The organism is Mucilaginibacter sp. P4_D1 (assembly GCF_056401935.1).
In genome coordinates this window covers 243,796-258,493 of the sequence record NZ_JBFUIJ010000002.1, presented here as the reverse complement: position 1 = coordinate 258,493, position 14,698 = coordinate 243,796, and the positions used below count along the sequence as shown (strand labels likewise).

The window sequence follows — 14,698 nt, the reverse complement described above, 5'->3', positions numbered from 1 at the left end:
AAAAAACGCCCCGATGTTTAGCGGGGCGTTTTATAATTATTTTATCAGGTGTTTAAGCTGGATGATCTCGCTTTCTTCCAAATGGCGGTAACGACCGCGGGGAAGGTCTTTTTTGGTGAGGTTGGCGTAAACCACCCTATCAAGCTTCACAACTTCATAACCAAGGCTTTCAAAAATACGGCGTACTACACGGTTTTTACCACTGTGAATCTGGATGCCCACTTCTCTTTTTGATGCACCGGCAACGTACGATACCGAATCGGGTTTAATTAAACCATCTTCCAGCTCAATACCATAAGTTATCTTGTTCAGATCGCCTTGTGATAAAGCCTTACTTAATTCAACCTGGTATAGTTTACTGATGTTGCTGCGTGGGTGCGATAATTTATCGGCAAGGTCGCCATCGTTGGTCATTAATAATAACCCGGTGGTGTTCCTGTCTAAACGGCCAATTGGATAAATGCGCTCTTTGGTTGCTTTTTCAACCAGGTGCATTACAGTACGGCGTTCTTGTGGGTCTTCGGTAGTAGTAATGTAATCCTTTGGTTTATTTAATAATACATAAACCATTTTTTCGCGGCGCAGGGTTTCGCCGTTATATTTGATCTCATCCTTACGGGGATCAATTTTGGCGCCTAATTCGTCAACTACTACACCATTTACCGATACCACACCGGCAATGATCAGTTCGTCGGCCTTACGGCGAGAACAGATGCCTGCATTTGATATATAACGGTTAAGGCGGATAAGGCCATCATCCTTAGTTTTGGTTTCGGCTGGTTTTTTACGGCCACGCATCGTCCTTTCGGGCGCGCTGGTATCTTTGGTAATCTTATCGTAAGTAGGCTTACGTTGTGGCTTGTCGGCATTGTAAGCCGGTTTATCTTTTGAAAAACTGCCTTCGCGTTTCTTAAATCCGCCTTCGGGTCTTTCTCCAAATTTTTTATCTGTTGATCTTTCTGTGCCTGCGCCAAAACTTCTTTTGGGCTTATCGCCAAAATCGGTATTTGATGTACGGGTGCGTGGAGAAGAGTATGGTTTCTTTTCGCCGGCACCGCTGCCGCCAAAGTTTCTTTTTGGTCTTTCTTCACCTTCGCCCGAAGTTGGACGGCCTGAGTAGGGTTTTCTTTCGCCGCTTGCTGATGAGCCTGCGCCGAAGCTTCTTTTTGGCCTGTCTTCAAAATCGCCACCTGTTGGCCTGCCGGAGTAAGGCTTGCTGCGGGGCGAAAAACTTTTTTTGTCGCCAGATGATGCACCGTCTCTAAAGTTGCTTTTGGGTTTGTCGTCACCTGCAGATGGTCTGCCGGAATATGGCTTTGACCTGCCCGACGATTTTTTGTCGCCAGATGATGCGCTGTCCCTAAAATTGCTTTTGGGCTTATCGTCACTGAACCTGTTGCTTTGGAATGGTTTATCCGGTCTGGATAATTTTTTCTTTTCTCCGTCCGGAGTGGCTTTACCTTTTGCGGTTGCCGGTCTTTTTGGCTTGTCGTCGCCTCTTGAGCTCCTGCCAGTTGATTTTCCTGGCCTGTCATCGCGACTACCTGTTGGTCTCTTAAATACCATATTTTTTTGTTTAGCGCTTTCGCAGCGTGAGGGTCAAAGTTACGCTTTTTTGGCACAGTTTAATCAAAAAAAATAAAAAAATGTCGGCAAACAAAATCACGGTTTAAACGGTTTTAAACACGGTTTTTGAACCGAAAACCCATGCTAAAAAAGTTGGCAAAATCCTAAGTATTTGATTATGTGATTTGTATGACATACCTTTGCAGCACATTTTACCTAATGTATAGTTAATGATAAAAAAAGAAATGATTAAAAAACACTTACTTACGTGCTCCGTAATCCTGGTGCTGGCCCTCATTTCAAAGCTTAATATCTACGGCACAACAATTGCCGAAACGGTTGCAAAACCGGCCAAATTAAGCCATCGGACCTCGAAATTTATTTTTATTAAAAGCACTACGGCTGCCTATAATTTTGCCGACGAAGCTTTACCTGTTAACGATGCCAGGGTTACCAAAAAACTCAACAAATCGCTTAGCCAACATTCTTTTAAAAGTGTTCAGTCAACCTTGCTGCACCGCAAGGCCGAAGTGCTGTTCCCTATTATTGAGCCAATTTTAAAGTTTTACGGTATTCCGGATGATTTTAAATACATCCCGTTGGTTGAATCGGGCCTTAAAGGCGGCACTTCATCAAAAGGGGCGTCTGGTTTATGGCAGTTTATGGCGGGTACCGCGCGTACTTATGGCTTAAAGGTTGGCCATGGTGTTGATGAGCGTCAAAATGTGCGCAAATCGACAATCGCTGCCTGCAAGTATATCAAAGAACTATACGCCGAGTTTAACAGCTGGACGCTGGCTGCAGCAGCTTATAACAATGGCTCCATTAAAATGGAACGCGCCATTAATAAGCAAAACGAGGATAATTATTTTCGCATGAGCCTGAACCGCGAAACCGGTTCATACATCTACAAGCTTATTGCGATGAAAGCAATTATCGAACAGCCTAAAAAGTTTGGGTATAAGGATTACATTGTTATCCCACCTACAACACAACTGTTAGCCTTTAATTGATATCAATTAATGAATTAATGAATTAATGAATTAATGAATTAATGAATTAATGAATTAATGAATTATTTCTTTTCACTAATTCACTAATTAAAATTTTACGGAGCACTTGAAAGCCGATCTTCCTGGATGGAAGGCCGGCTTTTTTTATGTCTTGCTATTCAACAATGTACTTGCTCAATATCATGGTAAATTGATCATTGAGCCTTCTGTTTTAGGCTTTCTGCCTTAAGCTCTCTATTAAAACAAGTTAAAAAAACAGCGGTTACATTAGGGCTGTTATTTTTAAGTCAAATAACGTTTCGGGCCGTTGCATATCTTATAAAGCATCAGCTTTTTACATATATTTGCGAAAAATATTAGTATAGTTGGCCGGCCTTTTTAAACCGGCTAAACTGTATTATTTTTAAAAATACATATGATTGAAAAAACCATCGACCTGGGCGAACAAAGCGAAGTTGAAGTTTACGGGGCCAGGGTACATAATTTAAAAAATATTGATGTTTCTTTTCCGCGCAACCAGCTGGTGGTAATTACCGGCTTAAGTGGCAGCGGCAAATCATCATTAGCATTTGATACCATTTATGCCGAGGGGCAGCGCCGATATATGGAAACATTTTCGGCCTACTCGCGCCAGTTTATGGGCGGTATGGAGCGGCCGGATGTGGATAAAGTGTCGGGCTTAAGCCCGGTTATTGCTATTGAGCAAAAAACAACCAGCAAAAATCCACGATCAACAGTTGGTACCATTACCGAGATTTACGATTTTATGCGTTTGCTTTTCGCCCGTACGGGGGATGCCTATTCTTACACAACCGGCGAGAAAATGGAGCGCATGAGCGAGGATCAGATCCTGAAAACCATTACCGAAAAATTCGACGGTCAGCCCGTGAACATCCTGGCCCCCGTTGTAAAAGCCCGCAAGGGCCATTACCGCGAGCTTTTTGAATCTATCCGTAAACAAGGCTACCTTAAAGTATGGATTGATGGCGCCATGGCCGATGTGGAGCCAAAAATGCAGGTAGACAGATACAAGATACATGATATTGATATTGTGGTTGACAGGCTGGTGGTAACCGAAAAAGACAGTAAGCGTTTATACACCTCAGTACAAACGGCGCTAAAAATTGCCAAAGGCATTATTCGCGTGGGTGATAAGGATGGTAACGTAGCTTATTATAGTAAGTATTTGATGGATCCGGTTTCGGGTATCTCGTACGATGAACCACAGCCCAATACATTCTCGTTCAATTCTCCTTACGGGGCCTGCGAAAAATGTAATGGCTTGGGGTATATTTTTGAGGTTGATGAAGCATCGGTTATCCCTAATCCTAAGTTGACTATCATGAATGGCGGCCTGGCACCGATAGGGGAGTACCGGGAAACCTGGATTTTCCAGGTGCTGAAGGCGCTGGCTAAAAAGTATGAGTTTTCATTAACTACACCGATAGAAAAGTTAAGCCGCGATCATTTAGATATTATCCTTAACGGAGCGCCAGATACTATCAGTGTTTCTGTTGAGTACAATAAATGGAATGTTCAAAGTTATACCATCACTTTTGATGGTATTGTGCGTATGCTGGAAGAGCAGCAGGAGCGCCGAAACGATGAGGGTATGGACGATATGGAAAACTATCGTGTACTTAAAACCTGCCCGGTTTGTGATGGCGCAAGGCTGAAAAAAGAATCGCTGCATTTTAAGGTAGATAACAAAAATATATTTGAGCTGGCCTGCATGGATATCAATCACCTGCAGGAATGGTTTAACGGCCTGGAAGGCAGGTTGAGCGAACGCCAGAATGTTATTGCCAAAGAGATCCTGAAAGAGATCCGCGCACGTATCGTGTTCCTGCTGGATGTGGGGTTGAGTTATTTAACGCTTGATAGAACGGCCAAAACCCTTTCGGGGGGCGAGGCGCAGCGGATCCGTTTGGCTACACAGATAGGCTCGCAGTTGATGAACGTCATGTACATTTTGGATGAGCCGAGCATCGGCCTGCACCAACGCGATAATGAGCGGCTGATAAACGCCCTTAAAAACCTGCGCGACCTGGGTAATACGGTTTTGGTGGTAGAGCACGATAAAGATATGATACTGGAAGCCGACCATGTTATTGACATGGGCCCGGCAGCCGGCGTACACGGCGGGCAGATTGTTGCGCAGGGAACACCTGCACAGCTGATGAAAGAACATACGCTCACTACATCGTATATCAACGGCGAGCGTTCTATCGCTATACCCGAGAAACGGAGGGACGGCAACGGAAAAACACTAAGCCTTAAAAAGGCAACCGGCCATAATTTAAAAAAGGTTTCTGTTGATTTTCCGTTAGGTAAATTAATTGGTGTTACAGGGGTATCCGGCAGCGGTAAATCAAGCTTAATTACCGAAACGTTATATCCTATATTAAACCATCATTTTTTCAGGGCCAAAAAGCATCCGCTGCCATATGAAAAAATTGAGGGTTTGGAGAACATCGATAAAGTGATCGAGATAGATCAAACGCCCATCGGCCGTACACCGCGATCAAACCCGGCTACTTATACCGGCGTGTTTTCAGATATCCGTAACCTGTATGTTGCACTGCCCGAGTCAAGGATCAGGGGATACAAGCCCGGCCGTTTCTCATTCAACGTAAAAGGAGGCCGCTGCGAAACCTGCCAGGGCGCTGGCATGAAAGTTATCGAGATGAACTTTTTACCTGATGTGCAAGTGCCATGCGAAGAATGTGGTGGCCGCCGGTATAACCGCGAAACGCTGGAGGTGCGCTACCGCGGCAAATCTATCAGCGACGTGCTGGATATGAGCATTGAAGATGCTACGCCATTTTTTGAGCATATCCCATCTATATACCGCAAGGTAAAAACCTTAAATGATGTTGGTTTAGGTTACATTACTTTAGGGCAGGCATCAACTACACTATCGGGTGGCGAGGCGCAACGTGTTAAACTGGCTACCGAGCTATCTAAAAAAGATACAGGTAATACCTTTTACATTTTAGATGAGCCTACTACCGGTTTGCATTTTGAAGATATTAACGTGCTGTTAGGCGTGCTTTATCAACTGGTTGATAAAGGCAATACGGTTTTGGTAATTGAGCATAACCTGGATGTAATTAAAGTGGTTGACCATGTGATAGACCTTGGTCCCGAAGGGGGTTCTGGTGGCGGTAAAATTCTTTTTAGCGGTACACCCGAAGGATTATGTAAAGTGAAAGAAAGCTTTACCGGCCAGTTTTTGAAAAAGGAAATGGGCATCAAATAAAATATCGATATATTGTGGATAGAAACTAATGCCGATTGAAATGAAAAAGAGCAGGGGCTTTCTATCCACAGTATTTGTCCTGCTTTTTGCGGTGGCAGCACTGGCTTTTGCATGGACACATCAGGATGAAGACCGTTTTCTTAGTTACCAGGTAAACCCGAAAAAACACGAACTGAAACTTTATTGGAAGGACGATAGAAATTCGAATTTCGGCAGTATCCAAAACCTGAAGCTTTGGCTTGAAAGTAATAAGCGTAAGTTGGTATTTGCCATGAACGCGGGGATGTACAAACAGGATGGATCGCCGCAAGGGCTGTACATCGAAAATAAAAAGACATTATCGCCATTAGATACGTCATCTGGTAATGGCAATTTTTACCTGAAGCCTAACGGCGTTTTCTATCTTACGATAACCAATACCGCGGTCGTTTGCAACACAGCCTTGTTTAAAGATAGTGGTGATATCAAATACGCCACCCAATCAGGGCCGATGCTGGTGATAGGCGGTCAAATTCATCCATCATTTAAAGCAGAGTCAACAAACCTGAATATCAGGAATGGCGTTGGCATTTTACCCACCGGCGAAGTTGTTTTCGTAATATCTAAAGTGCCCGTAAACTTTTATGATTTTGCAGCTTACTTTAAAAATATGGGCTGTAAAAATGCCTTGTATCTTGATGGTTTTGTTTCCCGGGCTTATTTACCCGAAAAGAATTGGGTGCAAACGGACGGGAACTTTGGGGTGATGGTTGGGGTAACCGAATCTAAATAATGTTTTACAGGCAGACCAAACCGGGAGATTAAGGTAATGTCAGGTTTTCAAACACGCATGTACAATTTGTTGTACATGCGTGTTTTGTTTTATATCTTTATTTAAAATTTAACAAATGGAAGTTACCACATATACAACATTTAGGCGGCAACTGAAATTTTATCTGGATAAAGTTCGTAATGATCATAAACCCTTAGTGGTTACAAGTACGAATGCAGAGGATGTTGTAGTTATTTCCAAAGCTGATTATGAAAGCATGGAAGAAACATTTTACTTGCTTAAGAGTCCGGCAAATTCTGCCCGGCTGATGAAAAGTATCGGGGATTTGGAAAATGGTTTAGGTACCGAAAGAAAACTGATTGAAGAGTGAGGATTGTTTTTTCCGATCAAGCCTGGGAGGACTATTTATACTGGCAGGCTACCGATAAATCTATTTTCGGAAAGATAAATGCTTTAGTAAAAGAAATAGAAAGAGCTCCATTTGAAGGTTCTGGCAAACCAGAGCCGTTGAAGCATAACTTAGCAGGTTTGAGATCTCGCCGGATAAATTTAGAACATCGTCTGGTATACAAAATTGGCAACGGATCAATTCATATACATCAATGCCGCTATCACTACTAAAACATCAACAAATAACTCACATGCTTCAGGGTTTGCCTTAACTTCTCTAACGCAATGCTCACCTGGCGTTCAACCGTTTTAGGCGAAATGTTGAGCTCGCTGGCAATTTCCTTATACTTCATATCGCTAAAACGGCTCAACACAAAAATTTCGCGGCATTTTTCTGGAAGGGTGTTTATAGCTGCTTTTATCTGGCAGGCCAGTTCTTTTTCTTCGTACCCGTTTTCAACGGCGCTGCGTACTTCGTCAAGCAGGTTGTTTTTTTGCAGGTAATCAACGTAAAGGTTTTCTATTTTTTGGTGCTTCAAATAATTAAGGCTACGGTTTTGCGCCATTTTATAAAGGTATGAGCTTACCGATGTTGAAAAGGTAACTTCATGGCCTTTCTCCCACAAGTCAGTAAATATTTCGGCAACTATCTCCTCGGCCACCGGCAAATCATTCACAAAACGATTGGCGAAAAGCGTAAGGCGGGTATAATGAAGTTTAAATAAAACTTCAAACGCGCCGGCGTCGCCCTGCATGAGTTTTGTTATTGATGTGTTGGCTTTTGAGGTAATCATTTATTCATAGGGTAGGTAAAAAAGAATTACTTTTTAAAAAACTTTAACAAGTTAACGATTAAATTTTGAAAGCATCAAATTTAATATGGAAATATTGGCAAATGCACTCGCGAATATTTTGCATTGTGGGCATAATTCGCAATTAGCACGGTGAAATTTTGTCTTTGTCCGAATTTAATAAAGAAATATTTTAATTCCGTTTGAGGGTACGGGGTTTCTCAGTTGTCTTGCTAATAAGAACACGAATGGACAACGAAGAAATAAAACTGTTACTGGTAAAATATATAACCCGCGAAGCCGATGAAAAAGAGGTGGAGCAGGTGAAAGAATGGGTTAATGCGCACCCCGAGAATGAACAGTATTTTGCCCAGTTATATGAAACATGGCAAAATATGCTATACCTGAAGCCCGACGTTATTAATGAGGAGAAAGCATTCGCCAAATTTTCGGCGGCAACCATTCCGCATGAACCAAAATACAGGGTGCTTGTTTTATGGAGCAAAGTAGCTGCAGTTGTGGCCCTCTTTGGCCTGCTAACAGCTGTGCTCATAAGCCATTATTCAAAAAATGTGCAGAGTACAAGGCAGGTATCTGTTAATAATGGGGGCATAAAAAAAATAGTTTTAAGCGATGGTACCATCGTTTGGCTAAATGCAGGCAGTAAGCTTAAATACAACACTGATTTTAATAAAACAAACCGGACTGTTTACCTGGAAGGCGAGGCTTTTTTCGACATTGCTCCCGGTAGCAAAACTATCCCGTTTTTGGTTAACACTAAAAATTATACCATCAGGGATATCGGCACAAAATTCAACCTGAAAGCTTATGCTAACGACTCTTTTTTTGAAACCACGGTGGTAAAAGGCGAGGTAGCGGTTGAGGGTAACATAGATAACAACACCCGCGAGATGAACCGCATCTATGTTAAGCCGCACCAGGTGCTCAGGATATATTATCCCAGTGCCGAAAAATACGCGGTAAAGCAGGATGATAAAGAATTGAAAAATCTAAACGAGATACAGGTATCGCAGGTTGATTCGGCAAAAATGGACCGCTACGATGGGTGGAAGGATGATTTGCTGGTATTTGATGGTAATACGCTCGACGAGATATCTAAAGTGCTGGAACGCAGGTACAATGTAAAAATTATTATGGACGATGCCGAACTGCAAAACATTCGCTATTCTGGCAGTTTCAAAAGCATAGCCAGTATAGATAAGGTTTTGGAACTGATAAAAGGCAATACAGCCATTAACTATTCTATTGCCGGCAATACAATAAACATCACAAAAAACAATAAAAACTAATCTGTTAACCCTTTAAAAACAAAATAACCTATGGAGATAAACTAACGCTCTCTCTTTCAAAATAAAAAACCCGGTGTGCGCTAACACTCCGGGCTTCAATAAAATCAATAGCTAATACCCTACGCTTGGGGAAGCATCGTATTAACTGATTAACAAACAAATTTATGATAAATTTTGACAGAAAATCTGTAATGGCTGCGCGTGCGTGGCAAAAAACGATTAAAATTATGAAGCTTGTAACTGTTTTACTCTTGACGGGAATAATGCAAATACACGCAGCTGTTTTTTCGCAAAACGTTTACAACTTTAATGTAAACAATATATCTGTTAAACAGATGTTTAAGCAGATTGAAAAAAGCAGCAAATACACGGTTTTTTACCGCCTTGACCAGGTTAACATTGATAAAAAAATTAATGTTGAACTGCAAAACGCCAGTATTGAAACGGTAATGAAAGATGTGCTTAAAAACCAACAGCTTACCTTCCAGGTGGTTGACAACATCATTATTATTAAACCGGCCGATGGCAAAACTATAGCAACCGTTACGGTTACCGGTACCGTTACAGATGCTGCCGGGCTGCCGCTACCCGGAGTTAGCATAAAACTTAAAGGGAGCACATTAGGAACAGTAACCAACATCGACGGAAAATACAGCCTTACATTGCCCGATGGTACAGGTACGCTACTGTTTAACTTTTTAGGCTTTACACCACAGGAAGTGCCCATTGGCGGCCAAACATTGGTAAACGTAAAGCTTGTTGAAGAATCAAAAGCCTTGAATGAGGTTGTAGTGGTTGGTTATACCACTCAAAAGAAAAAAGACCTTACCGGTGCCGTAGCAGTAGTTAATGTTAAGGATTTGAATAAACAGGCTTCATCATCGGTAAACAGCCAGTTACAGGGGCAGGCATCGGGGGTTACAGTAACGGGATCGGGTCAGCCGGGCGAAGAGCCCCAGGTACACATCAGGGGTTTTAACACGTTTGGCGATAACACCCCATTGTACGTGGTTGATGGGATGGAAACTTATGATGTAAGCACACTTAACCCAAATGACGTTGAATCGTTACAGGTATTAAAGGATGCAAGCTCAGCTTCAATATATGGTGCCAGAGCTGCAAACGGGGTTATCATCATTACCACCAAAAGGGGCAAGGGCAAAGTGAGCATTCAGTATGATGCTTATTATGGCTCGCAGGTACCTAAAGGGGGTAATGTTTGGCATACCTTAAATCCGCAGCAAACGGCCGACCTTCAGCTAATGGCCGAAAAAAATTCGGGAATAACAGATTTTACCGACCCGCTTTACAATCCAACAGGCGCAAATTCAAAATTTACATTACCTGATTATATTACTCCTGCCGGTGCAAAAGAGGGAAGCGCTGCGGTAAATCCCTCGAAATATTATGTTAATCCGTTGTATACTTCGCCGGATGACTATAATAACTTTTACCGCATAACAAGGGCAAATAAAGCAGGCACCGATTGGTATCACGAACTATTTAAATCAGCACCTATAACCAGCCATAACATAACCCTAAGCGGCAGCAGCGACCAGGCGAACTACCTTTTCTCGCTTAATTATTTTAATCAGCAGGGAACATTGATTGACACTTATTTAAAACGGTACACCTTACGCTCAAACACTACATTTAATATTACCAAGCATATCCGGGTAGGCGAAAACCTGGCCTACTCTATTACTAAAAACCCTAAAGTAAGTACAAACAATCCTGATGGTGTTATTGCCATGGCCTTACGGGAGCAGCCAATTATTCCGGTATATGATATTAAAGGTAACTACGCCGGCAGTTACGGCACCGGCTTGGGCGATGCTAACAACCCGGTGGCCATACAGCAACGTTCAAAAGTAAGCGGCGCTACAGATTACCGCCTGTTAGGTAATATGTTTGCCGAAGCAGACATAGTTAAGGGGCTAACCCTGCGCACCAGTTTTGGTGGCGACATTACCAACGGTAACGACCATTACTTTAACTACCCAACCTATGAAAATGTCGAAAATTCGCAAACCAACAGTTATGGCGAAGATTCATACAGTAATTATACCTACAACTGGACAAACACCCTTACCTATCAAAAACAATTCGGAAAGCATAGCCTTAATGTGGTAGTAGGTACCGAATCTGTTGAAACTTACAATAGCGGGCAGGGGGGCAGCATACAGGGCTTTTATAACTTCGACCCAGATTACGTTAACCTTTCTACAGGGACCAACAACAAAAATATTTACAGCGGCAAAAGTGCTACCTCGCTTTTCTCGGAGTTTGCCCGCCTTGATTATATTTTTGATAACAAATACCTGTTTAATGCTACCATTCGCCGTGATGGTTCGTCTAAATTTCCGGTAACCCAGCGTTATGGCTACTTTCCAGCTTTTAGTGCCGGCTGGCGTATTTCCCAGGAAAGCTTTTTGAAAGAAGTAAAATGGCTTACCGACTTGAAAGTGAGAGGCGGATGGGGTATTATGGGTAACCAGATTAATATGGGGGCCAAAGACGCCTTTACTACTTTTAACACCAATATAGGTCAGTCATACTATCCTTTAGATGGTAATGCAGCTTTGTTGCCAGGTTTTTACCAGGACCAGATAGCCAACCCCAACGCATTGTGGGAAAAGGATATCAACTCCAACTTTGGTTTTGATGCTACCATCCTTAACGGAAAAGTAGCTATAACCGCCGATTACTACCGTAAAGACATTAAAGATCTTTTATATGCAGCCAAGCAATTGGGTACTGCCGGTAATGGTAATGTGCCTGCACAAAACGTAGGTAAAATGAAAACAGACGGGTTAGATATATCTGTAACAACCAATTTAAACGTAAATAAGGAGCTAAACTTTAGTGCCACAGGAACCTTAACCACCTATAATAACAAAATATTAAAGGTATCTGATGATAGGGATTATTTCCCGGGCGATGCCACCAGCCGCTTTGATGGCCCGATAACCAGGAGCGCAGTAGGCCATTCATTAGGCGAATTTTATGGCTACCAGGTGGATGGTTTTTGGAACACCCAGGCGCAAATTGATGCCGCCGATGCCAGCGCTCAAAAAATAAGCGGCGACCCAAATGCTGTTTATCAATCGGATACCAAAGTTGGCCGGTTTAAATATAAAGATGTTAATGGTGATGGTATAATTACCGATGCCGATCGTACATTCATCGGTAACCCTAACCCTAAATTTACAACCGGTTTAAACCTGAGTGTAAATTATAAAAACTTTGATGCCAGTGTATTCCTTTACGGCTCATTTGGCAATAAGTTATGGAACAGCGTTAAATACTGGCGAGACTTTTACGCCTCGTTTGGAACGGCCAAAAGCTATACCGCGCTTAATGATTCCTGGACGCCCACGCATCAAAATGCAAAAGCGCCTATACAGGAGCTGGATGCATCAACCAGTAGCGGCGCAACGCCAAACTCCTATTTTGTTGAAAACGGTACCTACGTGAGGATGCGCAACGCGCAAATTGGCTACACCTTTAAAATTCCCGGCCTGAAAAAGGCAGGCGTTCAAAAATTAAGGATCTATGTATCGGCCACCAACCTATTCACATTAACCGGTTATAGCGGCATCGACCCGGAATTGAGCGGCAACACCAAAGATTTTGGTATTGATGAAGGCAGCTACGCCAGTCCACGTACATTTTTATTCGGAGTAAATTTTTCATTATAAACACAGCATTAAAAGTATTACAATGAAAGCAAAAAAATATTTCAGCATCCTGTTGCTTAGCGTTTTTGCGCTGGGTGCATGTAAAAAAACATTTCTTGATAAACCAATTAACGGCGCGCTTGAGCCACAGTTTTTACAAACCGAAGCCGGTGCCCAGGAATTACTGGTAGGCGCCTACGCGGCCCTTGACGGCCAGCAGGGCGGCGATGCTGCCATAGGTGGTGGCGGCTCATGGGAGGCATCGCCCGATAACTGGATTTACGGCGGCGTGGCCGGCGGGGATGCTTCAAAGGGAAGCATTGCCGGCGATCAGCAACCTATTGAGCCCATTATGAAGTATAACCCCGATGCCAGTAACGGTTTTTTTGACAGCAAATGGAGGGCCGATTATGAAGGGATTTCAAGAACCAACAATACTATTGGTATCACCAACAAAGTTGCCACTATTGCCGCCGCTACCAAAACAAACATTATAGCACAGGCAAGGTTTTTACGCGCCCATTACTATTTTGATCTGAAGAAGATGTTTAACAATGTGCCGTATCTTGATGAAACTACTACCGATATCAATCAGCCCAATACAATAGATATATGGCCAAAAATTGAGGCCGATTTTCTGTATGCCTATAATAATTTGCCCAATACACAGGCTAATGTAGGCCGGGCCAACAAATGGGCAGCGGGAGCATATTTGGCAAAAACATATTTATATGAGCATAAATATACCGAAGCTAAGACTGTTTTTGATGCCGTTATTGCGCAGGGTGTAACCGCATTGGGCTTAAAATATGCGTTAAACGAAAAGTTTAATGATAACTTCAGAACGGCCACCAATAATAGCGCCGAGTCGGTTTTTGCTGTTCAGGCAGCCGCAAACAGCGATCCCAACGGGCCTTCAAACGCCAACGACGGCGATATGCTGAATTTTCCGTATGGTAACAGCAGTCCGTTTAGCTGCTGTGGTTTTTATCAGCCATCAATTGAGCTGGCCAACCATTTCCGTACCAACCCGGCTACCGGCTTGCCATACCTGGATGATTACAACAGCCACGCTTTGACAACCGACATGGGAGTAGCGGCAGGTGATGATTTTACACCCGATGGCGGTACCATAGATCCCCGTCTTGATTGGACTGTCGGCCGCAGAGGCATACCATATCTTGATTGGGGTATCCACCCGGGCACCGATTGGGTACGCGATCAGCAGTACGGGGGCCCTTACTCACCCATAAAAAATGTATATGGCCAGGCCGAGCAGAGTGAAAACGGGGACAATACTTCGTGGGCGCCGGGTTCGGGTATTAATGTAAACCTCATTCGCTATGCCGATGTGCTATTGATGGCCGCCGAAACTGAAGCCCAACTGGGTAATTTTGACAAGGCTGAAAGTTATGTAAACATGGTACGCAGCAGGGCTACCAACACATCTGGATGGGTACACAACTATAAAGACAATGATAACCCTACCGCTGGTTTCACCAACACACCAGCCGCTAATTATAAAGTTAGCGTTTACCCTGCCGGTGCTTTTACAGGTAAAGATTTTGCGCTGAAAGCCATTTATTTTGAACGTAAAATTGAACTGGCAATGGAAGGGCATCGCTTTTTTGATTTGGTTAGATGGGGTATTGCCGATACCGAGTTGAATGCCTATATAACCTATGAAAGCAAGTTTACCAACGATGTTAAGGGAGGTAAGTTTTTAAAAGGCAAAAGCGAATATTACCCTATTCCGCTTATTGAAATTGACCTGAGTGCCAAAGGCGGTTCGCCGGTGCTTAAACAAAACCCGGGTTACCATTAATAAATTATAATTATATCTGCCGGGGTTTTTATATCCCGGCAGATTTTCTCAAATTGCTGCGTATTACCTCCTGCAGTAAACCAGCCAAC

Annotated in this window: 10 protein-coding genes; 8 read left to right on the top strand and 2 right to left on the bottom strand. The window is 43.0% G+C overall.

Annotation, left to right across the window (positions count from 1 at the left end; all coding sequences use genetic code 11):
* Positions 1–36 precede the first annotated feature (36 nt).
* Complete coding sequence (locus AC1DV1_RS02945) at positions 37–1,566, bottom strand: pseudouridine synthase (RefSeq protein WP_477355000.1); 1,530 nt, start codon at positions 1,564–1,566, stop codon at positions 37–39.
* A 230-nt stretch (positions 1,567–1,796) separates the two neighbouring features.
* Between AC1DV1_RS02945 and AC1DV1_RS02940 the strand changes: the two genes are divergently transcribed.
* The 5 genes from AC1DV1_RS02940 (at position 1,797) to AC1DV1_RS02920 (ending at position 7,234) form a co-directional block, all read left to right on the top strand.
* Positions 1,797–2,579: a lytic transglycosylase domain-containing protein gene (locus tag AC1DV1_RS02940; protein WP_477354997.1), complete on the top strand. Its 783-nt coding sequence runs from the start codon at positions 1,797–1,799 to the stop codon at positions 2,577–2,579.
* Positions 2,580–2,994: 415 nt separating this feature from the next.
* The gene (uvrA, locus tag AC1DV1_RS02935; RefSeq protein ID WP_477354994.1) at positions 2,995–5,841 is read left to right on the top strand and encodes an excinuclease ABC subunit UvrA; all 2,847 of its coding nucleotides are present in this window, start codon (positions 2,995–2,997) and stop codon (positions 5,839–5,841) included.
* A gap of 40 nt (positions 5,842–5,881) precedes the next feature.
* Positions 5,882–6,613, top strand: coding sequence for a phosphodiester glycosidase family protein (locus AC1DV1_RS02930; RefSeq protein ID WP_477354991.1), 732 nt, complete (start codon positions 5,882–5,884; stop codon positions 6,611–6,613).
* A 115-nt stretch (positions 6,614–6,728) separates the two neighbouring features.
* Positions 6,729–6,983, top strand: coding sequence for a type II toxin-antitoxin system Phd/YefM family antitoxin (locus tag AC1DV1_RS02925; RefSeq protein ID WP_477354988.1), 255 nt, complete (start codon positions 6,729–6,731; stop codon positions 6,981–6,983).
* Positions 6,980–7,234, top strand: a complete 255-nt coding sequence (locus AC1DV1_RS02920; RefSeq protein ID WP_477354985.1) for a Txe/YoeB family addiction module toxin — start codon at positions 6,980–6,982, stop codon at positions 7,232–7,234. Before AC1DV1_RS02925 ends, AC1DV1_RS02920 begins: the two co-directional genes overlap by 4 nt.
* Here AC1DV1_RS02920 and AC1DV1_RS02915 read toward each other — a convergent pair.
* Entirely contained in the window at positions 7,231–7,797 is a 567-nt protein-coding gene (locus AC1DV1_RS02915) for an RNA polymerase sigma-70 factor (protein ID WP_477354982.1), read from the bottom strand. The two genes, AC1DV1_RS02920 and AC1DV1_RS02915, sit on opposite strands and share 4 nt — an antisense overlap.
* 245 nt (positions 7,798–8,042) lie before the next feature.
* On the opposite strand from AC1DV1_RS02915, the gene AC1DV1_RS02910 reads away from it, so the two are divergent.
* From AC1DV1_RS02910 to AC1DV1_RS02900, 3 genes are all read left to right on the top strand, one after another.
* On the top strand, positions 8,043–9,104 hold the full coding sequence (locus AC1DV1_RS02910) for a FecR family protein (protein ID WP_477354979.1): 1,062 nt from the start codon (positions 8,043–8,045) through the stop codon (positions 9,102–9,104).
* A 263-nt stretch (positions 9,105–9,367) separates the two neighbouring features.
* Positions 9,368–12,805, top strand: coding sequence for a TonB-dependent receptor (locus AC1DV1_RS02905; RefSeq protein ID WP_477354976.1), 3,438 nt, complete (start codon positions 9,368–9,370; stop codon positions 12,803–12,805).
* 22 nt (positions 12,806–12,827) lie between these two features.
* Complete coding sequence (locus AC1DV1_RS02900) at positions 12,828–14,609, top strand: RagB/SusD family nutrient uptake outer membrane protein (RefSeq protein ID WP_477354973.1); 1,782 nt, start codon at positions 12,828–12,830, stop codon at positions 14,607–14,609.
* Positions 14,610–14,698 lie beyond the last annotated feature (89 nt).

What these genes read in the sequence shown, in the direction of transcription:
- AC1DV1_RS02945 (WP_477355000.1), bottom strand. Translation starts at nt 1,566, where the DNA reads ATGGTATTTAAGAGACCAACAGGTAGTCGCGATGACAGGCCAGGAAAA.
- AC1DV1_RS02940 (WP_477354997.1), top strand. Translation starts at nt 1,797, where the DNA reads ATGATAAAAAAAGAAATGATTAAAAAACACTTACTTACGTGCTCCGTA.
- uvrA (WP_477354994.1), top strand. Translation starts at nt 2,995, where the DNA reads ATGATTGAAAAAACCATCGACCTGGGCGAACAAAGCGAAGTTGAAGTT.
- AC1DV1_RS02930 (WP_477354991.1), top strand. Translation starts at nt 5,882, where the DNA reads ATGAAAAAGAGCAGGGGCTTTCTATCCACAGTATTTGTCCTGCTTTTT.
- AC1DV1_RS02925 (WP_477354988.1), top strand. Translation starts at nt 6,729, where the DNA reads ATGGAAGTTACCACATATACAACATTTAGGCGGCAACTGAAATTTTAT.
- AC1DV1_RS02915 (WP_477354982.1), bottom strand. Translation starts at nt 7,797, where the DNA reads ATGATTACCTCAAAAGCCAACACATCAATAACAAAACTCATGCAGGGC.
- AC1DV1_RS02910 (WP_477354979.1), top strand. Translation starts at nt 8,043, where the DNA reads ATGGACAACGAAGAAATAAAACTGTTACTGGTAAAATATATAACCCGC.
- AC1DV1_RS02905 (WP_477354976.1), top strand. Translation starts at nt 9,368, where the DNA reads ATGCAAATACACGCAGCTGTTTTTTCGCAAAACGTTTACAACTTTAAT.
- AC1DV1_RS02900 (WP_477354973.1), top strand. Translation starts at nt 12,828, where the DNA reads ATGAAAGCAAAAAAATATTTCAGCATCCTGTTGCTTAGCGTTTTTGCG.